Genomic DNA, 25,066 nt, shown 5'->3' on the forward strand with positions numbered 1-25,066 from the left:
GCGCCCGAGGAAAGTCCGCGGAGCCCCGCGCCCGCGAACAGTCCGCGGAGCCCCGCGCCCGAGGAAAGTCCGCGGAGCCCCGCGCCCGCGAACAGTCCGCGGAGCCCCGCGCCCGAGGAAAGTCCGCGGAGCCCCGCGCCCGCGAACAGCCCGCGGGGCCCCGCGCCGGAGAACAGTCCGCGGGCCCGCCGGCCCGCGAGCAGGCCGCCGGGCCGTCAGCCGGCCGCGGCGTCGCAGGCCTGGCCCCGCAGCCCCCGCGCCAGGTCGTCCCGTGCCTCCAGCACCAGCCGCCGCAGCGCGGGCGGCGCGTCCTCGTGGGCCGACAGCCAGGCGTCCGTGGCCGCCAGGGTCTCCGGCGAGTCCTGGAGCGAGGGGAACAGCCCCTTCACCACGTCCATGCCGATCTGGATCGACCGCTCGGCCCAGATCCGCTCGATCACGGCGAAGTACTTCGACGTGTACGGCGCGGTCAGCTCCCGCTGCGAAGCGGGCGCGAAGCCCGCGATGGTCGCCTCCACCAGCGCGTTGGACAGCTCGTCCGACTCCACCACCTGCGCCCAGGCCTGCGCCTTGACCGCCGCCACCGGCCGCGAGGCCAGGCAGCGCACCTGATGCCGCTTGCCGGACGCCGTGTCGTCCCGCGAGAGCTCCTCCGCCAGTTCCTTCTCGCCGACCACGTCGTGCACGGCCAGCGCCTCCAGGAACGCCCAGCGCAGCTCCTGGTCGACCTCCAGCCCCGGCAGTGTCTCCGTGCCGTCCAGCAGCGTGCTCAACAGCTCGAAGGCGGTCGGCACATCGGCCGCGTGCGCGAAGAACCGCGCCCACGCCAGCTGGTGCTCACTGCCGGGCTCGGCCGCGAACAGCTGGGCCGTGGCGCCCTGGCACAGCTCCCGCCCGACCTCCTCGCGCCGCTCGGGCGTGACGTAGTGCACCGCCGCCGACTCCGCCCACGCGTGCAGCATCTGGAGCACACCGATGTCGGTCTCCCGGCCCGCGAACTTCAGCACCAGACCGATGAACTCCCGCGCCGGCAGCAGCGCGTCCCGCGTCATGTTCCACAGCGCCGACCAGCACAGCGCCCGCGCCAGCGGGTCGGTCATGTGCCCGAGGCCGTCGCGCAGCGCCGCCAGCGAGGTCTCGTCGAAGCGGGTCTTGCAGTACGTCAGGTCGTCGTCGTTGACCAGCACCAGGTCCGGCGCCTCGGCGCCCGCCAGCTCCGAAACCACCGTGCGCGCCCCGTCGACGTCCGTCTCGGCCCGCGCGTACCGCTCCAGCACCGGACCCTCGGGGCCCGCGCCGCGCCGGTACAGACCGATGGCCACCCGGTGCGGGCGCAGCTCGGGGTAGGACTCGGCGGCCTCCTGGACCACCGCCAGCTCCTCGATCCGCCCCTCGGGCGTCAGCAGCACCTGCGGGGTCAGCGAGTTCACCCCGGCCGTCTGCAGCCAGGACCGCGCCCACGTGCCCATGTCCCGCCCGCTGGTCTCCTCCAGCGCCGACAGCAGGTCCCCGAGCCGCGTGTTGCCGTACGCGTGCCGCTTGAAGTAGCGCCGGGCGCCCTCCAGGAAGGCGTCCTGGCCGACGTACGCCACCAGCTGCTTGAGCACGGACGCGCCCTTGGCGTACGTGATGCCGTCGAAGTTGAGCTTGGCGTCCTGCAGGTCACGGATGTCGGCCGTCACGGGATGCGTGGAGGGCAGCTGGTCGGCGCGGTAGGCCCACGCCTTGCGCCGGTTGGCGAAGGTGATCCAGCCGTCGGTGAAGCGGGTCGCGCCCACCAGCGCGAACGAGCCCATGAAGTCCGCGAAGGACTCCTTCAGCCACAGGTCGTCCCACCACTCCATGGTGACCAGGTCGCCGAACCACATGTGCGCCATCTCGTGCAGGATGACGTTGGCCCGCGCCTCGTACGAGGCCTGCGTCACCTTGCCGCGGAAGATGTACTCCTCGCGGAAGGTCACCAGACCCGGGTTCTCCATCGCGCCGAGGTTGTACTCGGGCACGAACGCCTGGTCGTACTTGCCGAACGGGTACGGGTAGTCGAAGTGGTCGTGGAAGAAGTCCAGACCCTGCTTGGTGACCAGGAAGACGTCGTCCGCGTCGAAGTGCGGGGCGAGCCCCTTGCGGCACATCGCGCCGAGCGGGATCTCCAGCGTGCCGCCGTCCTCGAACGTCCGCGTGTAGCTGTCGGTCACATAGTGGTACGGACCCGCCACCACACAGGTGATGTACGTGGAGATCGGCTTGGTCTCCGCGAACCGCCACACCCCGTCGGCGAGTTGGCCGGCCCCGTTGCTCCACACGGTCCAGCCCTCGGGCGCGCGCACCTCGAAGCGGAACGGGGACTTGAGGTCGGGCTGCTCGAAGTTGGCGAAAACCCGTCGGGAGTCGGCCGGCTCGTACTGGGTGTACAGGTACACCTCGCCGTCCTCGGGGTCGACGAAGCGGTGCATTCCCTCACCCGTGCGCGAGTAGGCGCACTGCGCGTCCACGACCAGTTCGTTGTCGGCGGCCAGGTCCTCCAGCAGGATGCGGGACCCGTCGAAGACCTCGCCTGGGTCCAGGTCACGGCCGTTCAGCGAGACGGCCGTCACGCTCGGCGCGATGAGGTCGGCGAAGCTGCTCGCGCCGGGCTCGGCGCAGCGGAACCGGATCGTCGTCACGGACCGGAAGGTCCGCGGCCCGTCCCCGCTGTGCTCACCGACGGCGGAGCGCAGGTCGAGCGAGACCTCGTAGCCGTCCACGGACAGCAGCGCGGCGCGCTCGCGGGCCTCGTCGCGGGACAGATTCTCACCGGGCACGGGCGGCACTCCCTCGGGTCGTCACGGATGTACGTCGTCCTCGGCGCCGGTCGTCGTCGACGCCGGTCGTCTCGGATGCTGAACAGCACCGATCCTGCCATGCGCCCCTGACGCGGGGTAGCCGGGAATGGGGCAGCCTGCCGGGGGTGTTGCGAGGTGAGAAGCCCGTACGAGTAGGAGAGCCATGTCCGAGACCGCGAGCACGCCCGCGAAGACCCCCGTCGACTTCTGGTTCGACCCGCTGTGTCCCTGGGCGTGGATGACCTCGCGCTGGGTGCTGGAGGTGGAGAAGTACCGGGACATCGAGGTCCGCTGGCACATCATGAGCCTCGCCGTCCTCAACGAGCCCAAGCTCGACGAGCTGCCCGAGGCCTACCGGGAGATGCTCGCCACCACGGCCTGGCAGCCGGTGCGCGTGGTCACCGCCGCCTGGCAGAAGCACGGCGAGGACGTCCTCGGCCCGCTCTACACCGCCCTCGGCACCCGTATCCACAACCAAGGGGAGGGCGCCACCCGCGAGGCCCTGGCCGGCGCGCTCGCCGACGCCGGCCTGCCCGCCGACCTGATCGAGTACGCCGATCAGGAGAACTTCGAGTTCGACGCCGAGCTGCGCGCCTCCCACAAGGAGGGCATCGACAAGGTCGGCCAGGACGTCGGCACCCCGGTCATCGCCCTGCCCGGCCCGAACGGCGAGCAGATAGCGTTCTTCGGCCCGGTCGTCACTCCCGCCCCCAAGGGCGAGGACGCCGTCCGCCTGTGGGACGGCGCGGTGGCGGTCGCCTCGGTGCCCGGGTTCTACGAGATCAAGCGCACCCGCACCAAGGGCCCTGATTTCAGCAACCTCTGACACGGAGCCGGAAGGGCCCCCGCGAGTCCAGTCCTCGCGGGGGCCCTTCCCTTTTCACGCGCCTGCCCGGTCAACGGTGAGAAGACGATCACGAGCAGGGCATCCCGTCAGGGCGCCGGCAGCAGGCCGTCCCCGCGCTCCTTGGCGGCGGCGTGGCGCCTGGCCACGTCCTGCCAGTCGACGACCTGCCACATCGCCTCGACGAAGTCGGCCTTCTGGTTCCTGTACTGGAGGTAGAAGGCGTGCTCCCAGGCGTCGAAGACCAGGATCGGGGTGGAGCCCTGGCCGACGTTGCCCTGGTGGTCGTAGACCTGCTCGACGATCAGGCGCCCGCTCAGCGGCTCGTACGCCAGCACGCCCCAGCCCGAACCCTGGGTGGTCGCGGCGGCCTTGGACAGCTGCGCCTTGAAGGCGGCGAACGACCCGAAGGACTCCGCGACGGCGTCGGCCAGCTCGCCCACGCCGTCCTCGTCCAGCGGCTCGCCACCGCCGTCGCCGGTCATGTTGTGCCAGTAGATCGAGTGCAGGATGTGGCCGGAGAGGTGGAAGGCCAGGTTCTTCTCCAGCCCGTTGACCGAGCCCCACCGGTCCTTGTCCCGCGCCTCGGCGAGCTGCTCCAGGGTGTCGTTGGCGCCCTTCACGTACGCCGCGTGGTGCTTGTCGTGGTGCAGCTCGATGATCTCCGGGCTGATCACGGGCGCCAGTGCGGAGTAGTCGTACGGCAGTTCAGGCAGCGTGTACACGGGCATGAGGGTCCCCTCCGACCTCTTATTGCAAGTAGTTCGCAATAACAAGCTAACAGCAAAAAGCCCCCGGGTGGATCACCGGGGGCTTTCGCGGCATCGCGACGGCGGGGCTCGGCGGGGCTCGGCGGGGCGAGGGGGCCGGTGCGGTTACCCGGCGACGGCCGTGTAGTGCGTCGCGTCGCCCTCGATCGAGTAGCTCTCCTTGCCCTCGATGCCGACCGGCACGTCACCGGCCACCGTCACCCGGTGCAGCCGGCGCGGCAGACCGTCGTAGTTGTCGATGGCGTAGTGCTGGGTGATGCGGTTGTCGAACAGCACGAGCTGCTCCGGCGACCAGCGGTGCCGCAGGATGTTCTCCGGCCGGGTGACGTACGCCTGGAGCAGATCGAGGATCTTGCGGGACTCGCCCACCGACAGGCCCACGATCCGCTGGGCGAACCCGCCGATGAACAGGCCCCGCTCCCCGGTCAGCGGATGCACCCGGACCACCGGGTGCGCGGTGCGGTACCTGATCGACGTGAACTGGGCGCGCAGTGCGGCCTGGTCCTCGTCGACCTCCTCCGCGGGCACCGCGTAGTCGTAGTCGTTGGTGTGCTCGGCCCACAGGGTGTCGGCCAGCTTCCGCAGCGGTTCCGGCAGGTCCCGGTAGGCGGCCGCCGCGTTCGCGATCAGGGTCTCGCCGCCGTACGGCGGGATCGTGATGCTGCGCAGGGTGCTGGCCTGCGGCGGGTTGAGGACGAAGGTGACGTCCGTGTGCCAGTGGTTGGCGCGGCCGGCCTCGCTGTCGACGGGCAGCACGTTCGGCGCGCCCTCGACGGCCGGCACGGTCGGGTGGGCGCTGGTCAGCTCTCCGAAGTGCCGGGCGAAGGCCTGCTGGCCCTCGTCGTCCAGGCCCCTCGCGTCGAACACGAGCGCCTTGTGGACGTTCAGGGCCTCCCGGATCGCGGTGACGGTCTTCTCCTCGAGCGGCGCGGTCAGGTCGACGCCGCTGACCTCGGCGCCGATACGGGCGGTGACCTTGCGGATGTCGATGCTCATGGGGACGGTTCCTTTCAGACGAGGGAGGCGGCGAGCGTGTGCTGGTTGGCGGGGCGGGGCAGGCCGTAGCGGTCCCGCAGGGTGCGGCGCGGGCCGTACTCGGTGCGCAGCAGGCCGCGGGCGCGCAGCAGTGGGACGACCTGGTCGACGAAGGTGTCCAGCCCGGAGGGCAGGACGGCGGGCATGATGTTGAAGCCGTCGGCGGCGCCCCGGGTGAACCAGGTCTCGATGGTGTCGGCGACCTGCTCGGGCGTTCCCGCGAAGGTGAGATGGCCGCGTCCGCCGCCGAGCCGCCCGATCAGCTGCCGCACGGTGAGCCTGTCGCGCCGGGCCAGCTCCACCACGAGCGTGTAGCGGCTGCGGGCGCCCTCGATCGCGGAGTCCGGGGGCAGGTCGTCGGGCAGCCGGCCGTCCAGCTCCAGGGTTCCGGGGGGCAGGTTCAGCAGCCGCTCCAGATTGGTCACGCCGTGCGTGTGCACGATGTGGTCCTCCAGCACCTGCTCCTGGTCCCGTGCCTCGGCCTCGGTGGAGCCGACCACCGGGACGATGCCGGGCAGCACCTTGATGTGCTCCGGGTCGCGGCCCGCAGCCACGGTGCGGGACTTGAGGTCGGCGTAGAAGGCCTGCGCGTCCTCGATGGTCTGCTGCGCGGTGAACACCGCCTCCGCGTACCGGGCGGCGAAGTCCTTCCCGTTCTCGGAGGACCCGGCCTGCACCAGCAGCGGGTAGCCCTGCGGGGAGCGGGGCACGTTGAGCGCGCCCTCGACGCTGAAGTAGGCGCCCTTGTGGCGCGGTGGGTGGATCCGGGCGTCGTCGCCCCACACGCCGGCCGCCTTGTCGGCGACGATCGCGTCGTCCTCCCAGCTGTCCCACAGCTTCAGCGACACGTCGAGGAACTCCGCGGCACGCGCGTACCGTTCGGCGTGCGCGGGCTCGGCGTCCAGTCCGAAGTTGCGGGCCGCGTCCGCGCCGGCGGTGGTGACGATGTTCCAGCCGGCCCGGCCACCGCTGACGATGTCCAGGGAGGCGAACCTGCGGGCCAGGTTGTAGGGCGAGTTGTACGACGTGGACGCGGTGGCGATCAGGCCGATGTGCTCGGTGGCCGTCGCGAGCGCGGTCAGCAGCGTGAGCGGCTCCAGCGCGCCGGCCGGCCGCTGGCCCACACTGCCCCACAGCTGCGGCCCGTCGGCGAGGAACAGCGAGTCGAAGGTGCCCCGCTCGGCGATCCGCGCCAGGCGCACATAGTGCGCCAGGTCCACATGGGCGTACGGATCGCTCTCCGGCAGCCGCCAGGACGCCTCGTGGTGGCCGGTGCTCATCAGGAAGGCGTTGAGGTGCAGTTGTCTCGTCATGACTGGTCCTCCGTCACACCCAGGGCGGCAAGCAGCCGCTCCCGGTACTCGCCGAGCCGTGGATCGCGGTACGAGCGCGGATGCGGGCGGTCGATGGTCAGGTCGAGGCCGATACGGCCGCTGTCGAGCACGAGCACGCGGTCGGCGAGCACGATCGCCTCGTCCACGTCGTGCGTGACCAGCAGCACCGAGGGCCGGTGGCGCTCCCACAGCTCCCGCAGCAGGCCGTGCATCCGGATCCGGGTCAGCGCGTCGAGCGCCCCGAACGGCTCGTCCGCCAGCAGCAGTTCGGGCTCGCGCACCAGCGACCGGGCGAGGGCCGCGCGCTGGGCCTCACCGCCGGACAGCTCGTTCGGCCAGGCCCGCTCGCGCCCCTTCAGCCCGACCTCTTCGAGGGCCGCGCGCCCCTTGGCGTCGCCGTCCGAACCCTCCGTGCCGAGCAGTACGTTGTCCAGCACCCGGCGCCAGGGCAGCAGCCGGGAGTCCTGGAACACCACGGAGATCCGCTCCGGGGCGGTGAGCTGTCCGCTTCCGGTCACCTCGTGGTCCAGGCCCGCCACGGCCCGCAGCAGCGTGGACTTGCCGGAGCCGCTGTGCCCGAGCAGGGCGATGAACTGGCCGGCGGGGATGTCCAGGTCGACGCCGTCGAGGACGATGCGTCCGTCGAACGACCGGGTCAGGCCGCGCAACTGGACGGCGGGACGGGTCAGTTGCTCAGTGTGCGTCGCCATGACAGCACCCTCCGTTCGATGAGGCGGACCGCACTGTCGGAGGCGAGGCCGAAGATGCCGTAGACGACCAGGCCGACGAGGATGACGTCCGACTGGCCGTAGTTCTGGGCCTGGAACATCATGTAGCCGAGTCCGCTGGTGGCGTTGATCTGCTCCAGCACCACCAGGCCGAGCCAGGAGCCGGTCACGCCGAGCCGGAGTCCCACGAAGAATCCGGGCAGTGCGCCGGGAACGACGATCTGGCGGATGAACTGGAAGCGGCCCAGCCCCTGCACCTCGGCGAGTTCGACGAACCGGCTGTCGATGCCGGACAGCGCGGCGTGCGTGTTGAGGTAGATCGGTATGTAGACGACGATCGCGATGATGGCGATCTTGAAGGTCTCGCCGATGCCCAGCCAGAGGATGAACAGCGGGATCAGACCGAGGGTGGGGATCGCCCGGTTGAGGTTCACCGTCCCGTCGATCAGCGCCTCCCCGACCCGGCTGAGTCCGGACGCGAGCGCGAGGGCGACGCCGGCCGTCAGGCCGATCGCGAAGCCCGAGGCCGCCCGTTGCAGGGAGGTCAGGATGTCCGTGTTCAGGGTGCCGTCGGTCCACAGATGGGCGCCGGTCTCCACCACCGTCCAGGGCGCCGGTATCGCCGCCGGGTCGAGCCGTCCGGCGGCCGAGGCCGCGGCCCACAGCGCGAGGAACAGGAGCGGGCCGACCAGCCGGGTGGCGGGCAGACGCTTGCCGGGGGAGAGGCTGCGCCGCCGCCTTCGGGCGGTTCTCGGGGCCTTCGCGGCGACGGGGGCGGTCGTGGTCGTGGTCGTGGTCGTGGTCACCGCGCTCACCTCCGGTACTCCGCGGGCACGGACCGCGCGGCGATGGCCTCGAAGCGGTGGTCGAACAGCGAGGCCACGTCGAACTTCTTCACGAAGCCGCCCTCCGCGAGCAGATCGGCCGTCTCCTGCTCCCAGCGGATCGCCTCGGCCCAGCTGGGCGGGAACAGCGGCTTGTTGGCCAGCTCACTGATGCTCTGCGCCTGCGGCAGGGTCAGGTTCTGCGTCTTGACGTAGAACTCCTCGTTCCAGATGTCGGGATTCTCGTACGTCCACACCGAGCCCTTGGCCCAGTGCGGGATGTAGGCGGCGACCGCGGCCGCCTTCGCGCGGTCGTTCAGCACGCTGGTCGGCGCCCACAGCAGGTTGAGCAGGTCGACCACGTCGGTGGTGATGATCCGGGCGCCCTTGGACTCGTACTGCGCCAGATAGGCGGGCGACTGGGTGTTGCCGAGCGGGGCGATGTCCACCTGGCCCGACTGCAGGGCGGTGAGGAACTGGTTGCTGGTCAGCGGGACCAGCTGCACGTCGTCGTAGGCCAGACCCGCCTTCTTCAGTGCCCGCAGCAGGACCACTCCCTGGGCCTGACCCTGGGAGAAGGCGAGCTTGCGGCCCTTGAAGTCGGCCACCGTGCGGATGTCGCTGCCGGGCTTGGTGGCGAAGACGTAGTTGGGCTTGCGGGTGATGTTGATCGCGACGATCTTCGCGTCGAAGCCCTGGAAGTGTGCCTGGATCGGCGGGATGCCCGCGTTGTTGGCGAGATCCAGCGACTGGGCCCGGAAGGCGTTGATGACATCGGGTCCGGCGGCGACGTTCACCCAGCTGGAGACCTCGAAGGGCAGCTTGCCCAGTTTCGCCAGCTTGAACTGGAGCTGCTGGGTGCCCTGGAAGGACCCGACCTTCAGGCTCGTGCCCGCCGGGACCTTGTCGGCGAGCGGGGCCGTCGAGGCGCCCTTCGACGAGGTGGCGGCGCTGCTCTCCGCGCAGCCGCTCAGCCCGGCGACCGCCGCGGCGGCACCGAGCGCGGAGGTCAGGAAGAGCCGGCGATCGAGACCGGACACCGTTGGAGAAGGCATGGCAGGACTCCCTTGTGCATGGAGTGAGAAGGCAGGAGAAAATACGGACGCAGACGGCCCGACAGGGAAATTCACGCAACAGGAAATGAGCGCTTCACACGGGGCAACGTGTCAGCAACAAGAGGCACAACAGTGCAGGCGAAGGCTCATGACCAGCATGTTCCTTGCTTTCCTCGACTCTTGTCAACATTCGGAGTTTCTGAATTAATTCATCTCGGGTGACACGCTCAGTGGATCTCGATAAAGCGCGTCGAGAATCACCGAGCCGCCCGCCACGGCCAGCACGGATTCCGGAAAGCTCGTCGGGAGCACGGCTGCCGCGCGCTCCGGCCCGGCCTCCTCGCGCAGGGCCGCCAGGCAGTCCTCGCGATGGATCACCCCGACCTCGGTGACGACGACCGTCTCCGGATTGAGCACGTCCAGCAGCAGGCCTGCCGCCCGCCCCACCAGCCGGGCCCGCCGCACCAGCAGCCCGGCGGCCGCCTTGTCGCCGGCCGCCGCCGCGGCCACGACATGCATCGGGTTCATGCCCTCCGCGACCCCGGCCGCGCGCGCCCTGCGGCACAGGGTCCGCTCGCTCAACTCGGCCTGGAGGCAGCCGGTCCGGCCGCAGTCGCACGGCTCCGTGCCGCCGGGCAGCGGCAGATGGGCGATCGCCCCGGCCTGCGAGCGCGGCCCGTGGTGCACCTCGTCATGGGTGGCGAACGCCGCGTCCACCACATTGCCGGCGAAGAGATGCAGCAGACTGCGGCTGCCGCGCGCCCGGCCGAACAGCCGCTCGCCGTCGACCAGCGCCCGCGCGTGCCCGTCCACCCGCACCGGCAGCCCGGTCAGCGCGCCGAGCCGCTCCCGCACCGCCACCTCCCGCCAGCCCAGCAGCGGATGGTCGACGACCGTGCCCGCCTCCCGGTCCACCCAGCCGCCCACCGCCACCCCGACGCCCAGCGGCCGGCCGCCCGGCGCCCCGGCGAACAGGCCCGCGAGCGCGGTGGCGGCACGCGCCAGCACGAGGGAGGGCTCGGTGCTCTCGTGCGGCAGCTCCCGCTCGGCCAGCACCCGGCCGCGCAGGTCCAGCAGCGCGACCGTGGTGTAGGGCACGGCTATGTGCACCCCGCCCACGACGAACCGCGAGACGTCCAGGTCGACCGGCACATGCGGCCGTCCGGCCCCCCGCGCGCGCGGCGGGGCCACCGTCTCGCGGAGCAGGCCCAGTTCGGCGAACCGGGCGCAGTAGTCCGTCACCGACGCCGGGGACAGCCCGGTCAGCCGGGCGATGGTGCTGCGGGCCACCGGCCCGTGCTCCAGCACCGAGCGGAGCACGACGCTGGCGCTGGTGCGCCGCCGGTCGCTGTCGGCGGCGCGGGGCACGGGGGAGGCTGGGGCGGATACCGCGGTACGGGGCATGACAGTTCCTCAGGGGCCGGTCCGACTCTGTGCCGTGCACCGGGCGAGGAGACGCCGAAGCGGTCCGCGCCGCCTCACCCGAGGAGGCGGCGACAGGTGGCCGTGCCCTGGCGGCGCAGGTCGACATAGCGACGCGACGTGAGGTTCCGAGCCTGGGCGACCATGGCTGGAAGGGTAGGCCCTGCCCGCCGGGTCCGGCCAGGGCGTGACATGCTGTTTGGTGAGTCTCTACATAAACTCGAAACACTCCACCTGTGACCAGATCGCCACTGCCTCAGTGACCGTCATCACCTCCTCCCGCATGTAATGGGCATCCTTTGTTGGGATTCCATCAAGGTCGCGCTCCGGCCTTTGTCGAGCGCTGACGGTGATCGATTCGAGGACGCTGGGATAGCGTCGCGCTGTCCCCAACTGCCCACACCCCTCCGCGGAGTCCCCATGAGCACCGCTGCCGCCGCCCCCGTCCGCCCGGGGCAGGTCCTCGCCGACCTGCTGCCGGCCTCGCGCGTCCGTGACATCGCGCTCGTCGTCGGCGGCGCCGCGCTGACCGGGCTCGCGGCGCAGATCTCGGTGCCCGTGCCCGGCTCCCCGGTCCCGGTGACCGGCCAGACCTTCGCCGCGCTGCTCGTCGGCACGACCCTGGGCGCCGGCCGCGGTTTCCTCTCGCTCGCGCTGTACGCGCTGGCGGGCATCGCCGGTGTGCCGTGGTTCGCCGACGCCACCTCCGGCGGAACCGCCCCGTCCTTCGGCTACATCCTCGGCATGATCCTGGCCTCCACCGTCGTCGGCGCCCTGGCCCGCCGCGGGGCCGACCGCGGCGTGCTGCGCACGGCCCTGGCGATGCTGCTGGGAGAGGCGATCATCTACGCCGTCGGCGTGCCCTACCTGGCCCTGGCCACCGGCATGTCCGCCTCGGCCGCGATCGCCGCGGGCCTCACGCCGTTCCTGCTGGGCGACGCCCTCAAGGCCGCCCTCGCGATGGGGCTGCTGCCGAGCGCCTGGAAGCTCGTCAAGCGCTGAACCAGCGCCGTACGTCGACGAAGAGGCTCGCCGGACCGACCGGCGAGCCTCTTCGCGTCCCGGAGGGAACGCCGTCACGCCTCCCCCGCACTGGGGTGCGTCTCACGCTCCCCGCGCGGTCTCGCGCGGCCGGCGCGACCACCACAGACCGGCCGCACCCGCGGTGAGCAGTCCCGCGCCCGCCGCCCCACGGCGAACGACGAACGGCGAACCGCGAAGAACGACGACGAACGGCGAACCGCGAAGGGCCCCGCGGCAGTGCTGCCGCGGGGCCCTCGGCGAGGAAGGAGGTCAGCCGGTCGTGACCTTGTCCGCCGGCTCGGCCGGGGCCGCCTCGGCGACGGCGGCCGGACGCCCGGCGCCCAGCTTCTGCCGGACCACGGCGATCACCAGCACGACCGCGGCGACCATCAGCGACAGCAGCACGGTCTCGCGGCCGTCGTGCTCGGTGTCGGTGAGCATGTAGCCGAGGACGAAGACGATCAGCCCGGCCGCGGCCCAGGTCAGGTACGGGTACAGCCACATCTTCACGACGAGCTTCTCCGGCGCCTCGGCCTGGATGATCTTCCGCATGCGCAGCTGCGAGAAGCAGATCACCAGCCACACGAACAGGGCGACCGCGCCGGAGGAGTTGACCAGGAAGAGGAAGACGGAGTCCGGGAACTTGTAGTTGAAGAACACCGCGACGAAGCCGAACACCACGGAGACCAGGATGGCCGTGCGCGGCACACCGTTGGCGGTGGTCTTCGCGAAGGCCTTCGGCGCGTCACCGCGCTGGCCCAGCGAGAAGGCCATGCGGGAGGCGGTGTACAGACCGGAGTTGAGGCAGGACAGCACCGAGGTCAGCACGATGAAGTTCATGATCTGACCGGCGTGCGCGATGCCCAGGGAGTCCAGCGCGGCGACGTAGGGGCCGTCCTCCTTGATGGCCGGGTCGTTCCACGGCAGCAGCGAGACCACGACGAGGATCGAGCCGAGGTAGAAGACGGCGATACGCCAGATGATGCTGTTGGTGGACTTGGTGACCGCGCGCTGCGGGTCCTCGGACTCGCCGGCGGCCAGGGTGGCGATCTCGCTGCCCATGAAGGAGAAGACGACGAGCAGCACACCGGTGAGGATCGCGCCGGGCCCGTTGGGCAGGAAGCCGCCGTGCTCGGTCAGGTTGGACAGCCCGGCCTTGTCGCTGTCGGCGCCCGGCAGCACGCCGAAGACGGCCAGGCCGCCGACGACGATGAACGCGGCGATGGCGACGACCTTGATCCCGGCGAACCAGAACTCGAACTCACCGTAGGAGCCGACGGAGACCAGGTTGGTGGCGGTCAGCACGACCATCACGATCAGCGCCCAGGCCCACTGCGGGACGGCGGGGATCCATCCCTCCAGGATGGCGGCGCCGGCGGTCGCCTCGACGGCGAGCACGACGACCCAGAAGAACCAGTACAGCCAGCCGATGGAGAACCCGGCCCAGCGGCCGAGCGCCCGGTCGGCGTGCGCGGAGAAGGAACCGGACGACGGGTTGGCCGCGGACATCTCGCCGAGCATCCGCATCACCAGCACCACGAGCGTGCCGACGAGGGCGTACGACAGCAGGATGCCGGGGCCGGCGGTCGCGATGCCCACGCTGGAGCCGACGAACAGGCCGGCACCGATCACACCGCCGATGGCGATCATGGAAAGGTGCCGGTTCTTCAGCCCTGCGTGGAGACCGGGACCGGGATCTCCGGTGCTCTTCGCCGGGTTCGGCTGCGAGGTCATTGGATGGATTTCCTTTGCGCCGGGGGAGGGGGGACTCGTGCGCAATCAGGGAGTGGTGCACGAGCCGGTCCAGTGAATCGGAGGCAACTGGATTCGTGAACCTTTGAATCCAGATCGTTACTTGAGGTTTCCCTGAGGTTCTATAGTCTTCGTCACAGTCGTGCCGTCGGTCACCCGCCCCGCTGCTTCCCGGCCGCGCATGACACACTCCTCCCATGCGCGTGTATCTCGGCTCCGACCATGCGGGCTACGAACTCAAGAACCACCTCGTCGAGTGGCTCAAGGCGGCAGGGCACGAGCCCGTCGACTGCGGCCCCCACATCTACGACGCCCAGGACGACTACCCGCCGTTCTGCCTGCGGGCCGCGGAGCGCACCGCCGCGGACGCCGGCTCCCTCGGCATCGTGATCGGCGGCTCCGGCAACGGCGAGCAGATCGCCGCCAACAAGGTCAAGGGCGTGCGGGCGGCCCTCGCCTGGAGTGAGCAGACCGCCGCGCTCGGCCGCGAGCACAACGACGCCAACGTCGTCGCGGTCGGCGCCCGCATGCACACCCAGGAGGAGGCGACGAAGTTCGTCGAGATCTTCCTGGGCACGCCCTTCTCCGGTGACGAGCGCCACATCCGCCGCATCGAGATGCTCGCGGGGTACGAGACCACCGGCGACCTGCCCCCGATCCCGGCGCACCACCCGCAGCAGTAGAAAGGCAGGGCACGGTGCCGGAAGGGCACACGATTCACCGGCTGGCCCAGGACTACGCCGCCGCCTTCTCCGGCACCGCCCCGCGTGTGACCAGCCCCCAGGGCAAGTTCAGCGACGCCGCCGCCCTGCTCGACGGCGGCGTCCTGCACACCGCCGACGCCCATGGAAAGCACCTCTTCCTGGGCTTCGGCGCCTCCTGGGTCCACATCCACCTCGGCCTGTTCGGCAAGGTGAACCTCGGCGCCGTGCCCGCGCCCCCGCCGACCGACACGGTCCGGCTGCGCCTGGCGAACGGCACGTCCTACGTCGATCTGCGCGGGCCCACCACCTGCGCGCTGATCACCGACGCCGAGAAGCGCGCGATACACGACCGCCTCGGTCCCGACCCGCTGCGCGCGGACGCCGAACCGCGGGCCGCGCACCGGCGGATCTCCCGCAGCCGTACGACGATCGCCGCGCTGCTCATGGACCAGAAGGTGATCGCGGGCGTCGGCAACGTCTACCGCGCCGAGGTCCTCTTCCGGCACGGCATCGACCCCTACCGGGCCGGGAAGGACGTCACGGCCGCCGAGTGGGACGCGATCTGGGCCGACCTCGTCGGCCTGATGCGCGAGGGCGTACGCCACAACCGCATCGACACCGTCCGCCCGGAGCACACCCCCGAGGCCATGGGCCGTCCGCCGCGCGTCGACGACCACGGCGGCGAGGTCTACGTCTACCGCCGGGCGAACCTGCCCTGTCACATCTGTGGGGGCGAGATCCGCACCGCCGATCTCGCCGCCCGCAATCTGTTCTGGTGCCCCGGCTGTCAGCGGGGCTGACCCGACCCCCGGCGACCCCGCGTTCCCGGTGCCCCGGCAGGCGACGTCCGCGACGGGGCGAACGCCGCCTGCCGGGGCACTAGAACCCGTGCGGCAGCCACGGCGCCACCGGGGAGCCGAACGCCACCGCCGTGTCCGTCAGCGCGCCCTCGCGCAGTTCGCGCACCCGCCCCGCCGCGCCCAGCGCCGCGAGGCTCACCCCGCCGAGGTAGGCCGCGCCCAACTCCCGCACGGACAGGGCGAGATCCGCCGGGTCCGTCGTAGGCCGGCACGCCGCCCCCTTCGTATCGCCGGTCAGCCGCCAACGCCCGGTGTTCCAGGGACAGAACGGGTCGTCCACCTCCAACACCACGTCCACGGGCGCCTGATACGTCCGGGCCTCCAGCGCCGCGCCGACATCCACCAGACGCACGTGCAGCGAGTCCCGCAGCCGCAGCAGGCACCTGCGGATGTCGGACACCTGGTGCTGCCACGCCTCGTCGACCGGCCGCCCCCGCACGACCAGCTTCGATGTCAGGTCGATCCCGAACAGGAACCGCCACAGCGCCGCCTCGGTCGCCGGGTCCACCCCGGCCAGGTCCGACAGCGTCACCGTCCCGTCGTGCCCCGACGGACCCCAGCCCAACTTCGTACGGAACCGGGCGTATCCGGTGATCTCGCCGTCCCGCTCGGCCACCACGCACTGCAGCGGTGACGCCCCGTCCCGGTGCTCCTGTGCGTCCAGCACCCCGAGCCGCTCCCAGCCGGGCCGCCGGGCGAGCATCCCCGGCCGCCTCGGCACCAGTCGCGCGTACACCGCCTCGCACACGTCGAGGACCTCGGCCGGCGCCGCGTACCGCAGCCGCACGTCGTCCGTGCCGGCCGGCACGGACAGCCGAACCCGGCTCGTGTCGATCTCGCCGTGCAGGCCGAACGTCCCCGCGGCGTACCCGAACCGGCCGTAGATGTCCGGCTCGGACGCCGTCAGCACCGCCAGCGACTCGCCCCAGGAGCGGATGTCGTCCAACTGCCGCCGCATCATGGCCGTCAGCAGCCCGCGTCGGCGGTGCGTCGCGGCCACACTCACCATCGTGATGCCCGCCGCCGGCACCGAGGCGCCCCCCGGCACCGTCAGCCGGAACGAGAACGCCCCGGCCGTGCCCACACAGTCCGGCCCGTCCCAGGCGCCGATGGACCGGGTCCGCTCGGTCAGCGCGTCCCACAGCTCCCGCTCCTCGGCGGGCTCCGGTTGCGCGCCGAAGGCGCGGATCAGGTTGTCGTACCACGGAGCCCACTCGTCCTGCCGCAGTTCCCGTATCACCGGCTCCGGGCGCGTGCCCTCGTAGTCAGTCACCATGGGCCCATCCCTACCAGCGCAATGCGGGACGAGCCACCCAATTTCTCCGTGCCCGGGGCGGGCCCGCCCCTCGTGGAGTTCACTGAGAGCCACGGCGAAGTCCGGCCTCGGACGGGGGACAAGTGGGGCCTCCCGTGCCATGCGGCCGGTCGGGTGGATAGGGTCCGGACGATGGCAGCAGGACGAGAGCGGCGCACAGCCGCCGAGACGCTCCCGGCCCGGGTGCGGATGCATTGGCACCGGGTCCGCGTCGGCCTGCGCAGAAGTGCCGTCGACTACTTCCGCGGCGACGGCTCCGACTGGATCGCCCTCGCGGGCCTGCTGCTGACCGTCCCGCTGATCGCCGCCGCCACCCTCGCCAACCCCGTGTGGTGCTCCCCGGCCGCCCTGGTCCTGCCCATCGTCGCGGGCGGGCTGCTGCTGCGCCCGGCGAGCCTGCTCGGCCTGTACGCGGCCTCCGCGACCGCCCTGATCGTGGAGTCGGTCCAGCTCGGGCCGTACACCGAGGGCCCGGCCCGGGTCACGCCGGGCGTCGTCCTCGTGGTCGCCGCCTGCGGGTTCTTCGGCCTGCTCATCGCCCAGTTCCGCAGCCGGGTCGGCGTGCCCTGGCGGCGCGGCGGCACCATGCTGTTCGACCTGCGCGAACGCATCCGCACCCAGAGCCGGCTGCCCAAGCTGCCGCGCGGCTGGCACCACGAGATGGCGCTGCGCCCCGCGGGGGGCCAGTCGTTCTCCGGTGACTTCGTCGTCGCGGCCCGCACGGGCGGCGGCGGCCGCACCCTGGAGGTCGTCCTCACCGACGTCTCCGGCAAGGGCATGGACGCGGGCTCACGCGCCCTGCTGCTGTCCGGCGCCTTCGGCGGTCTGCTCGGCTCGCTGCCCCCGCACGCCTTCCTCCCGGCCGCCAACGGCTATCTGCTGCGTCAGGACTGGGACGAGGGCTTCGCGACCTCCATCCACCTCGTCCTGGACCTGGACTCGGGCGACTACGAGCTCTACTCGGCGGGCCATCCGCCCGGACTCCAGCTCAGCGCGGGCAGCGGCCGCTGGGAGGAGAAGGCCGCCGAGGGCCCGCTGCTCGGGGTGTACGACGGCGCCCAGTTCGACCCCGTCAAGGGTGTGCTGCGCCCCGGGGACGTGCTCATGCTGTTCACCGACGGCCTGGTGGAGACGTCCGACCGGGACATCGTCGAGGGCATCGACCGCCTCACCGGCGAGGCCGACCGCTATGTGGCCGCCGGTTTCCGCGGCGCCGCCTGGCATCTCATCGAGGCCGTCGCCAAGGACGTCAACGACGACCGGGCCCTGCTGCTGATCTGCCGTGAGGGCCCGACGGCCCAGTCGTCCTAGGAGGCGCCGCCGTGCTGACACTCACCGAGGTGGAGGCCCTCGCCCGCGCCGCCCACGAGGGCCAGACCGACAAGGCCGGGCGGCCCTACGCCGAGCACCTCGCCGCCGTGGCCGCGGGCGTGCGCGCGCTGGGCGGCGACAGCGAGCAGATCGCCGCTGCCTGGCTGCACGACGCGGTCGAGGACGACGCGCTGTCCGAGCGGTGGCTCGAAGAGGCCGCGCTGAGCCGCCGTACGAAGGACATCGTGCTGGCGGTCACCAAGCGGGCGGGGGAGACCCCGCGCGCCTACGCCGGGCGCATCCTCGCCACGCCGGGCGCGCTGCTGGTCAAGCGGGCGGACCTGGCGCACAACGCGGACCCGGCCCGGCTGGCGGTGCTGGACGAGGCGACGCGGGTGCGGCTGACCGAGAAGTACGCGAGGATGCGCGCACTCCTCGGCCTGTGAGGGCGTGAGAGGGCTTCAGGGCCTCGTGTGGACCTGAGCGGGCCTGAGCGGACCTGAGCGGACCTGTGTGGTCCTGAGCGGGCTTGTGAGGTCTGAGGGGGCTTGTGAGGGCCCTCAGGTCCGGGCCAGTTCCCGCTCGCGTCCCAGCTCCGCGGCGTCGCGCCGGAACGCCCAGTTCATCCTCGGCTCCACCGCGCACCGCAGGACCCGCTGGACGGGCGGGCCGCACAGCAGTGTGACGGCGACCGCCGCGAGCAGCGTCACGGACAGCGCGCCGAGGGGCCCGTGCAGCCAGGCGGGGTCGTACCAGCCGTAGTACTCACCGGCCTTGGTCAGGAAGCCGTGCAGCAGATAGCCGTAGAGGGTGCCCGCGCCCAGCGCGGTGAACCACAGCGGACGGCCCGGCACCCAGGCCAGGAAGCACGCGGCCAGCAGCACCGAGCAGCCGAACAGGGCGAGCACCATGACCGGCCCGCACCACCACGGCGCGCCCAACTCCTGCGCGGAGTCGCGGTGGTAGAACCACCCGGTGTTCATGTGCGGCACGCTCCACCAGGCCACGGCGAAGGCGGCGGCGAACACCGGCACCGCGAGCATCCGCACCGAACGGCGGCGGACCAGCGCGAAGTGCGCTGGCTTCAGGCACAGTCCGAGCACGAAGTACGGCAGGAACTGCAGCACCCGCTGGAGGTCGAGGTCGTCGCCGATCTCGGGGGTGACGGAGGCGAGCGTCGCGATGCCGAGCGCCACCGGCAGAGGGCGGCGGAGCTGTTTCCACAGCGGGGTCGTGAGCCGCCACATGAACAGGGCGATCAGGAACCAGGTGAGATACCAGGGGTCGAGCAGCGAGATCGGCTGCGCGGGGTCGTCGCCGGCGAACCGGTCGAGGAGGGAGTACGCCGTCTCGAAGACCAGGTAGGGCACGAGGACGCCGGTGACCAGCCGCTTGACGCGCTCGGGGCGCAGGTCGAAGTTCCTGGAGAAGTAGCCGGAGATGATGATGAACGCCGGCATGTGGAAGGCGTACACGAGCGTGTAGGCGCCCTCCAGGAGCCGGCTGTCCTCCTTCAGCGGCTCCCAGGCGTGGCCGACGGCGACCAGGACGATCGCCAGGTACTTGGCGTTGTCGAAGAACGCGTCGCGGTGTGGGGGAAGGGATGTTCTGTTGTGGCCGTGCTGTCGGAGTGGGGTCGTCACAGCGTGGAACATCTGAGGCACCTTAGCGTTGTCCTCGCGTTTCCGTAAAACCTCCGACGTCAGGGCCCAATTTCTCGCCGCTCGGGCCGACTTCGATCCGATCCCGGTCCGAAGTGTCCGTATTGATCCGGACTAAACCCCTCATAACGTCCCAATGTCCGGACGGTGCGGGTCAATTCGAATTCGCTGTGAACCTGATGTGCGGAACCGGAAACCCGGGTGTGGAAAAGATGTGTGAAAGGGTGTGGGAATTCCCGCACGGGGAAATCCTCGAATTCCCGTGCGGGGTGCGGGAGATCGGCTCGCGCGGCACGGTGGCCCACCGCCGGCCCGGTACCGGTTCATCGACGATGCGTCACGGCCCGCATACCCCGGGCCGGTTGGTGGCACGATGGTTCTGGCGGGGGCGTGGCGGGGCGGCGTCTCCGGCGGGAGAGTGCAGACCTACCGAGGGTGTGATCAGTCGTGGCCATTTCGCTGTCCGTGGTGCTGCTGTTGGCGATCATCCTGGTGGTCCTGATGCGCGGAGGCTCGATCAAGCCGGGACCGGCCATCGTGGCCGTGCTGTTCGGCTTCTTCCTCGCCTCGAGCGGCATGGCCCCGTCGATCCAGCGCTTCCTGGACTCGATAGCGGAAACGATCAACTCGATCAATTTCTGACCCCGGTGCGGCCGGGGAGGCCGCAGGCCGGTACGGATACGCTCGACCCTGACCATGGGCGATGCGGACGGGGGATGTCACGGGGATGGTGCTGCGCGATGCCGACCCGATGGAGGTGGGCGGTTACCTCATCGAGCCACCCTCCCCCGGTGTCGGGGGAGGGTTTCGCGGCCCGACGGCGCGCTTCGCGGCCGGACCTCATGGCTGCGGGCTCGCAGGCAACGCCGGATGCTCGATCGCCCGAGCGGCGTCCACCGCTCCGCCGGGCCTCAGCTGCCGACCTGTCGGCCCGACCTCGGACAACCTCTCGCTTGGTTCCGGAGCAGGCGGGGCCTCCAAGCGTGGCGACCGGCCGGCCGCGGGCGCCCGTAGGGCAGAGCAGCCGGGGCTGAGCAGGTCAGCAGCGGGTGTCCGTGTATGCCTGGAATGAGTACGAGCCGAATTCGATGAGACCGCCGGCCCGGGTGCACATCTGCGCCGTGGCGGTTCCGTTCGACCAGACCTCGATCCCTGTCGTCGACATCAGCCCCAGGTAGGTTCCCGGTGTCGTGTTGATCCAGGTGAATATCCGCCACGAGCTGTGGGTGTCACGGAAGCTCTGCCAGACGTAGACGTACCCGAAGTTCTTGTTGCAGCCGTAGTACTGCTTCACCGAGGCGGCGGTCTCCCCGGAGGACGTCGTGATGTACGCCGTATTGCCGATCTGGTGGGCGTCAGAGCATCCGGGTGCTGTAGCAGCAGAGGCCTCGCTTGAGGTGCCGATGACTGTGCCTGCGGCAAGTGCGAGCGCGGCGGCAACTGTTGAGAGAGAGCGTCTCATGATCCCCTCGTCTGAGGCTCGGCTTGGGAACGCTGGAGATCACATCTCACAATGCCTCGGCGACGGGTTGCAAGACCGGCAGCCTGGAACGAGGCGTGGCCTGAGGACCATGTCCTGCGACGCGACAGGGTTTGGTGATCGTCGGCGCGCATCCTCTGCAAGCTCGCGTGGCGCCGGACGCCGTGAAGGGGGGCAGGCGCTGACCGTCGCGCGCCGACCGACGGTGCCGGGATTGCCACCGTCGTGTCCGGCCAGGGCTCACGGTGCCAGGCCGATCGATGGATGCGGGTGACGCAAGGTGTCAGATGGAGCACACGCAGTGGCGGAGGCTGCTGCCGCCGCCGCTCCGCAAGGGGTGACCCTCGAAATTGGTCAGGTCAAGCAGCGTCGCGAGTTCGAGGCCCAGGGTGGCGGGCGTCCTGATGGGGGTCTCGAACAAAAGAAGCACCGGCGGTGAGCCCGCAAGGAAACATTCGACAGAACGGGTCAGGGCCAGGCAGAGGAATCGTCCTCCGACCTGGCCCTGAGCCATGAAGAGCGGGCGACGGGAATCGAACCCGCGTAGCTAGTTTGGAAGACTAGGGCTCTACCATTGAGCTACGCCCGCACAGTGCGCGCCGCAGGTCCGAAGGCCGCGGCACTGCACGCATCGTAGCGGGTCGCACCCCCGGCCCGCACACCCCATTCCCGGCCGTGGTGGCGGCCGGGAAGGCACGTGCGGAAATGCGGCAGCCCCGCTGCCTGCGGGCATGTACCCTACGTGTCGCACCAGACGGGGTGTGGCGCAGCTTGGTAGCGCGTCCGCTTTGGGAGCGGAAGGCCGTGGGTTCAAATCCCGCCACCCCGACCACCCACGTGATCCATCCGCGAGATCATCGCGGTGATCGCCTTTTGGGGCGTTCGGCGGCTGCGGTTACTATGCAAGCTGCGCGCCGGTGTGTCTCATCACTGAAGTCCTCCGGGCGGCGAAATCCGCCGGAGCCGTCTGGCTCCGGCAGAACCCAGAAGTCAGCCATCAAGGAGACCGAACCGTGAAGAGCGCCGTTGAGAACCTGAACCCGACCCGGGTTCGGCTCACTGTCGAGGTGCCCTTCGAGGAGCTCAAGGACAGCCTCGACGCGGCGTACAAGAAGATCAACCAGCAGGTCACGGTGAAGGGCTTCCGCAAGGGCAAGATCCCTGCCCGGGTCATCGACCAGCGCTTCGGCCGTGGTGCCGTGCTGGAGGAGGCCGTCAACGACGCGCTGCCGAAGTTCTACACGGCCGCCGTCACCGAGGCCGAGCTGGACGTCCTGGGCCAGCCCGAGGTCGACATCACGGAGCTGAAGGACGGCGAGACGCTGAACTTCACCGCCGAGGTCGACGTGCGCCCGACCATCGAGATCCCGGACTACTCCGGCATCGAGGTCGAGGTCGACGCGGTCGAGGTCACCGAGGAGGACATCGAGAAGGCCGTGCAGCAGCTGCGCGAGCGCTTCGCCTCCACCTCCCCGGTCGAGCGCGCCGCCGAGGACGGCGACGTCGTGACGATCGACCTGGAGGCCAAGGTCGAGGGCGAGGTCCTCGAGGACGGCATCGCCAGCGGTGTCTCCTACACGATCGGCTCCGGCGAGCTGCTCGACGGCATCGACGACGCCGTGAAGGGCGTGGAGGCCGGTGGCGAGACCACCTTCACCTCCGAGCTCAAGGGCGGCTCGGCGGCCGGCAAGGAGGCCGAGATCACGGTCAAGGTCACCCAGGTGGCCGCGCGTGAACTGCCCGAGCTGGACGACGACTTCGCGCAGCTCGCCTCCGAGTTCGACACCCTGGACGAGCTCAAGGCCGACAGCCGCAAGCGCCTTGAGAACATGAAGCAGTTCGACCAGGCCACGCAGGCCCAGGAGCGTGTCCTGGAGAAGCTGCTGGAGCTCGTCGAGGTGGCCGTCCCCGAGAAGCTGCTCGAGGACGAGGTCAACACCCGCAAGCACAACCTGGAGCACCACCAGCTCGGCCAGATGGGCCTCGACCTCGACAAGTACCTGGAGATCCAGGGCAAGACCGCCGAGGAGTTCGACACCGAGACCCGCGAGGCCGCGGTCAAGGGCATCAAGACCCAGTTCGTGCTGGACGAGCTGGTCAAGACCGAGAAGCTCAACGTCAACCAGGAAGAGCTGACCGAGCACCTGATGCGCCGTGCCGCCTCCTCCGGCATGTCGCCCGACCAGTTCGCGCAGGCCGTCGTGCAGCAGAACCAGGTCCAGCTCCTGGTCGGCGAGGTCGCCCGCGGCAAGGCCCTGGCCGTCGTCGTCGAGGCCGCCACGGTCAAGGACACCAACGGCGAGGTCATCGACCTGGACGACGAGGACGAGGCCGAGGCCGCCGTCCAGACCGTCGAGGCCGCCGAGGGCACCGAGGTCGAGGCCGCCGCCGAGACCGAGGACAAGCCGGAGGCCTGAGCCGCACGGCAGCTCCGATCGCTGTGGAACGGACCCCGAGTACTTCGGACTCGGGGTCCGTTCGCCTACCTGGCCCTTGAGGCGCTACGCCCCCGGCGAACACCCCCGTTACCGGGATTCCCCGAGAGGGCTACGGCGTTAGGGTCCATGAATACGTAGTACACGTGAGACGGCCCCGGCGCCGTCGCAAGACGAGCAGGTGGATACGTGACGAATCTGATGCCCTCCGCCGCCGGCGAGCCTTCCATCGGTGGTGGCCTCGGCGACCAGGTCTACAACCGGCTGCTCAACGAGCGGATCATCTTCCTCGGCCAGCCGGTCGACGACGACATCGCCAACAAGATCACCGCGCAGCTGCTGCTCCTTGCCGCCGACCCGGACAAGGACATCTACCTGTACATCAACAGCCCCGGCGGTTCGATCACGGCCGGCATGGCGATCTACGACACCATGCAGTTCATCAAGAACGACGTGGTGACCATCGCCATGGGCCTCGCGGCCTCGATGGGTCAGTTCCTGCTCAGCGCGGGCACCCCGGGCAAGCGTTTCGCACTGCCGAACGCGGAGATCCTGATCCACCAGCCCTCCGCCGGTCTGGCCGGTTCGGCCTCCGACATCAAGATCCACGCCGAGCGGCTGCTGCACACCAAGAAGCGCATGGCCGAGCTCACCTCGCAGCACACCGGCCAGTCGGTCGAGCAGGTCACCCGTGACTCGGACCGCGACCGCTGGTTCGACGCCTTCGAGGCCAAGGAGTACGGCCTCATCGACGACGTCATCCCCACGGCCGCCGGTATGCCGGGCGGCGGCGGCACCGGGGCGGCCTGAGGCCCGCCAGGGCCCCAGAGCCCCCCAGAGCCCTCCAGCCGACCGCCTCAGCCCCTAGGAGACAGACAGTGAACGACTTCCCCGGCAGCGGCCTGTACGGCAGCGCACGCGCCGAGTACACCGGTCCGGCCGCCGAGTCCCGCTACGTGATCCCGCGCTTCGTGGAGCGCACCTCGCAGGGCATCCGCGAGTACGACCCGTACGCGAAGCTCTTCGAGGAGCGCGTGATCTTCCTCGGCGTGCAGATCGACGACGCCTCCGCCAACGACGTCATGGCGCAGCTGCTGTGCCTGGAGTCGATGGACCCCGACCGGGACATCTCGGTCTACATCAACAGCCCCGGTGGTTCCTTCACCGCGCTGACCGCGATCTACGACACGATGCAGTTCGTCAAGCCGGACATCCAGACGGTCTGCATGGGCCAGGCGGCCTCCGCCGCGGCGATCCTGCTGGCCGCCGGTACGCCCGGCAAGCGCATGGCCCTGCCGAACGCGCGCGTGCTGATCCACCAGCCGTACAGCGAGACCGGCCGCGGTCAGGTCTCGGACCTGGAGATCGCCGCGAACGAGATCCTGCGGATGCGCTCGCAGCTGGAGGAGATGCTGGCCAAGCACTCCACCACGCCGATCGAGAAGATCCGCGAGGACATCGAGCGCGACAAGATCCTCACGGCCGAGGACGCGCTGTCCTACGGCCTGATCGACCAGATCATCTCCACCCGGAAGATGAACAACGCCGCTGTCCGCTGACGCGGACGCGGGAGTATCGTCTGCCGCCCCTTGGCATGGTCTCACCCGGTGCCCGACAAGGTGCACGACAAAGTGAACCCTGCCAAGGGGGGCCCGAACGGGGGGCTCGGCAAGGTACCGTCGGAATAAGGC

At 70.5% G+C, this 25,066-nt stretch carries 22 protein-coding genes and 2 tRNA genes; 11 read left to right on the forward strand and 13 right to left on the reverse strand.

Going from position 1 to position 25,066, the window contains the following annotated elements; all coding sequences use genetic code 11:
* Nucleotides 1-215 precede the first annotated feature (215 nt).
* Entirely contained in the window at nt 216-2,801 is a 2,586-nt protein-coding gene (gene pepN, locus ABZZ79_RS01570) for an aminopeptidase N (protein WP_356685270.1), read from the reverse strand.
* 184 nt (nt 2,802-2,985) lie between these two features.
* On the opposite strand from pepN, the gene ABZZ79_RS01575 reads away from it, so the two are divergent.
* Entirely contained in the window at nt 2,986-3,648 is a 663-nt protein-coding gene (locus ABZZ79_RS01575) for a DsbA family protein (protein ID WP_356685272.1), read from the forward strand.
* 107 nt (nt 3,649-3,755) lie between these two features.
* Here the strand turns inward: ABZZ79_RS01575 and ABZZ79_RS01580 are convergent, their stop codons facing one another.
* The 7 genes from ABZZ79_RS01580 to ABZZ79_RS01610 all read right to left on the reverse strand — a co-directional run bounded on the left by ABZZ79_RS01580 (nt 3,756) and on the right by ABZZ79_RS01610 (nt 10,816).
* Nucleotides 3,756-4,397: a superoxide dismutase gene (locus ABZZ79_RS01580; protein WP_356685274.1), complete on the reverse strand. Its 642-nt coding sequence runs from the start codon at nt 4,395-4,397 to the stop codon at nt 3,756-3,758.
* Nucleotides 4,398-4,541: 144 nt separating this feature from the next.
* The gene (locus tag ABZZ79_RS01585; protein WP_356685276.1) at nt 4,542-5,432 is read right to left on the reverse strand and encodes a TauD/TfdA family dioxygenase; all 891 of its coding nucleotides are present in this window, start codon (nt 5,430-5,432) and stop codon (nt 4,542-4,544) included.
* A 14-nt stretch (nt 5,433-5,446) separates the two neighbouring features.
* A complete protein-coding gene (locus ABZZ79_RS01590) occupies nt 5,447-6,784 on the reverse strand; it encodes an LLM class flavin-dependent oxidoreductase (protein WP_356685278.1) in 1,338 nt (445 codons plus the stop codon).
* Entirely contained in the window at nt 6,781-7,515 is a 735-nt protein-coding gene (locus tag ABZZ79_RS01595) for an ABC transporter ATP-binding protein (RefSeq protein WP_356685280.1), read from the reverse strand. The genes ABZZ79_RS01590 and ABZZ79_RS01595 overlap by 4 nt, the downstream gene beginning before the upstream one ends.
* Nucleotides 7,491-8,339, reverse strand: a complete 849-nt coding sequence (locus ABZZ79_RS01600) for an ABC transporter permease (RefSeq protein WP_356685282.1) — start codon at nt 8,337-8,339, stop codon at nt 7,491-7,493. Before ABZZ79_RS01600 ends, ABZZ79_RS01595 begins: the two co-directional genes overlap by 25 nt.
* A 5-nt stretch (nt 8,340-8,344) precedes the next feature.
* Nucleotides 8,345-9,412, reverse strand: a complete 1,068-nt coding sequence (locus ABZZ79_RS01605) for an ABC transporter substrate-binding protein (RefSeq protein ID WP_356685284.1) — start codon at nt 9,410-9,412, stop codon at nt 8,345-8,347.
* 204 nt (nt 9,413-9,616) lie between these two features.
* Nucleotides 9,617-10,816: an ROK family protein gene (locus tag ABZZ79_RS01610; RefSeq protein ID WP_356685286.1), complete on the reverse strand. Its 1,200-nt coding sequence runs from the start codon at nt 10,814-10,816 to the stop codon at nt 9,617-9,619.
* Nucleotides 10,817-11,254: 438 nt separating this feature from the next.
* On the opposite strand from ABZZ79_RS01610, the gene ABZZ79_RS01615 reads away from it, so the two are divergent.
* Entirely contained in the window at nt 11,255-11,836 is a 582-nt protein-coding gene (locus ABZZ79_RS01615; protein ID WP_356685288.1) for a biotin transporter BioY, read from the forward strand.
* A 291-nt stretch (nt 11,837-12,127) separates the two neighbouring features.
* Here the strand turns inward: ABZZ79_RS01615 and ABZZ79_RS01620 are convergent, their stop codons facing one another.
* A complete protein-coding gene (locus ABZZ79_RS01620; protein WP_356685290.1) occupies nt 12,128-13,591 on the reverse strand; it encodes an amino acid permease in 1,464 nt (487 codons plus the stop codon).
* 215 nt (nt 13,592-13,806) lie between these two features.
* On the opposite strand from ABZZ79_RS01620, the gene ABZZ79_RS01625 reads away from it, so the two are divergent.
* Together ABZZ79_RS01625 and ABZZ79_RS01630 are read left to right on the forward strand one after the other, a co-directional pair.
* Nucleotides 13,807-14,292, forward strand: coding sequence for a ribose-5-phosphate isomerase (locus tag ABZZ79_RS01625; RefSeq protein ID WP_356685292.1), 486 nt, complete (start codon nt 13,807-13,809; stop codon nt 14,290-14,292).
* 14 nt (nt 14,293-14,306) lie between these two features.
* Nucleotides 14,307-15,113 (forward strand): DNA-formamidopyrimidine glycosylase family protein, encoded by an 807-nt coding sequence (locus ABZZ79_RS01630; RefSeq protein ID WP_356685294.1) that lies wholly within the window; start codon nt 14,307-14,309, stop codon nt 15,111-15,113.
* Between the two features lie 79 nt (nt 15,114-15,192).
* Here the strand turns inward: ABZZ79_RS01630 and ABZZ79_RS01635 are convergent, their stop codons facing one another.
* Nucleotides 15,193-16,449, reverse strand: a complete 1,257-nt coding sequence (locus ABZZ79_RS01635) for a GNAT family N-acetyltransferase (RefSeq protein WP_356685296.1) — start codon at nt 16,447-16,449, stop codon at nt 15,193-15,195.
* 171 nt (nt 16,450-16,620) lie between these two features.
* On the opposite strand from ABZZ79_RS01635, the gene ABZZ79_RS01640 reads away from it, so the two are divergent.
* Nucleotides 16,621-17,799, forward strand: coding sequence for a PP2C family protein-serine/threonine phosphatase (locus ABZZ79_RS01640; protein ID WP_356685300.1), 1,179 nt, complete (start codon nt 16,621-16,623; stop codon nt 17,797-17,799).
* A gap of 11 nt (nt 17,800-17,810) precedes the next feature.
* The gene (locus tag ABZZ79_RS01645; RefSeq protein WP_356685302.1) at nt 17,811-18,245 is read left to right on the forward strand and encodes an HD domain-containing protein; all 435 of its coding nucleotides are present in this window, start codon (nt 17,811-17,813) and stop codon (nt 18,243-18,245) included.
* 114 nt (nt 18,246-18,359) lie between these two features.
* Here ABZZ79_RS01645 and ABZZ79_RS01650 read toward each other — a convergent pair whose 3' ends face one another.
* Nucleotides 18,360-19,454, reverse strand: coding sequence for an acyltransferase family protein (locus ABZZ79_RS01650; protein WP_356685304.1), 1,095 nt, complete (start codon nt 19,452-19,454; stop codon nt 18,360-18,362).
* Between the two features lie 453 nt (nt 19,455-19,907).
* On the opposite strand from ABZZ79_RS01650, the gene ABZZ79_RS01655 reads away from it, so the two are divergent.
* On the forward strand, nt 19,908-20,102 hold the full coding sequence (locus tag ABZZ79_RS01655; RefSeq protein ID WP_356685306.1) for a hypothetical protein: 195 nt from the start codon (nt 19,908-19,910) through the stop codon (nt 20,100-20,102).
* A 397-nt stretch (nt 20,103-20,499) separates the two neighbouring features.
* On the opposite strand, the gene ABZZ79_RS01660 is transcribed toward ABZZ79_RS01655, so the two are convergent.
* Nucleotides 20,500-20,922 carry a hypothetical protein gene (locus tag ABZZ79_RS01660; RefSeq protein ID WP_356685308.1) on the reverse strand — a complete coding sequence of 141 codons (423 nt, stop codon included), beginning with the start codon at nt 20,920-20,922 and terminating at the stop codon, nt 20,500-20,502.
* Between the two features lie 536 nt (nt 20,923-21,458).
* Nucleotides 21,459-21,529, reverse strand: a tRNA-Gly gene (locus ABZZ79_RS01665).
* A gap of 166 nt (nt 21,530-21,695) precedes the next feature.
* Between ABZZ79_RS01665 and ABZZ79_RS01670 the strand changes: the two genes are divergently transcribed.
* The 4 genes from ABZZ79_RS01670 to ABZZ79_RS01685 all read left to right on the forward strand — a co-directional run bounded on the left by ABZZ79_RS01670 (nt 21,696) and on the right by ABZZ79_RS01685 (nt 24,934).
* Nucleotides 21,696-21,772: transfer RNA gene (locus ABZZ79_RS01670), tRNA-Pro, on the forward strand.
* 181 nt (nt 21,773-21,953) lie between these two features.
* The gene (gene tig, locus ABZZ79_RS01675) at nt 21,954-23,357 is read left to right on the forward strand and encodes a trigger factor (protein ID WP_356685310.1); all 1,404 of its coding nucleotides are present in this window, start codon (nt 21,954-21,956) and stop codon (nt 23,355-23,357) included.
* A 219-nt stretch (nt 23,358-23,576) separates the two neighbouring features.
* Nucleotides 23,577-24,185: an ATP-dependent Clp protease proteolytic subunit gene (locus tag ABZZ79_RS01680; protein ID WP_152894046.1), complete on the forward strand. Its 609-nt coding sequence runs from the start codon at nt 23,577-23,579 to the stop codon at nt 24,183-24,185.
* A 68-nt stretch (nt 24,186-24,253) separates the two neighbouring features.
* A complete protein-coding gene (locus ABZZ79_RS01685) occupies nt 24,254-24,934 on the forward strand; it encodes an ATP-dependent Clp protease proteolytic subunit (protein ID WP_356685312.1) in 681 nt (226 codons plus the stop codon).
* Nucleotides 24,935-25,066 lie beyond the last annotated feature (132 nt).

The sequence above is a fragment of the Streptomyces sp. NPDC006458 genome, assembly GCF_040612135.1.
Classification (GTDB): domain Bacteria; phylum Actinomycetota; class Actinomycetes; order Streptomycetales; family Streptomycetaceae; genus Streptomyces.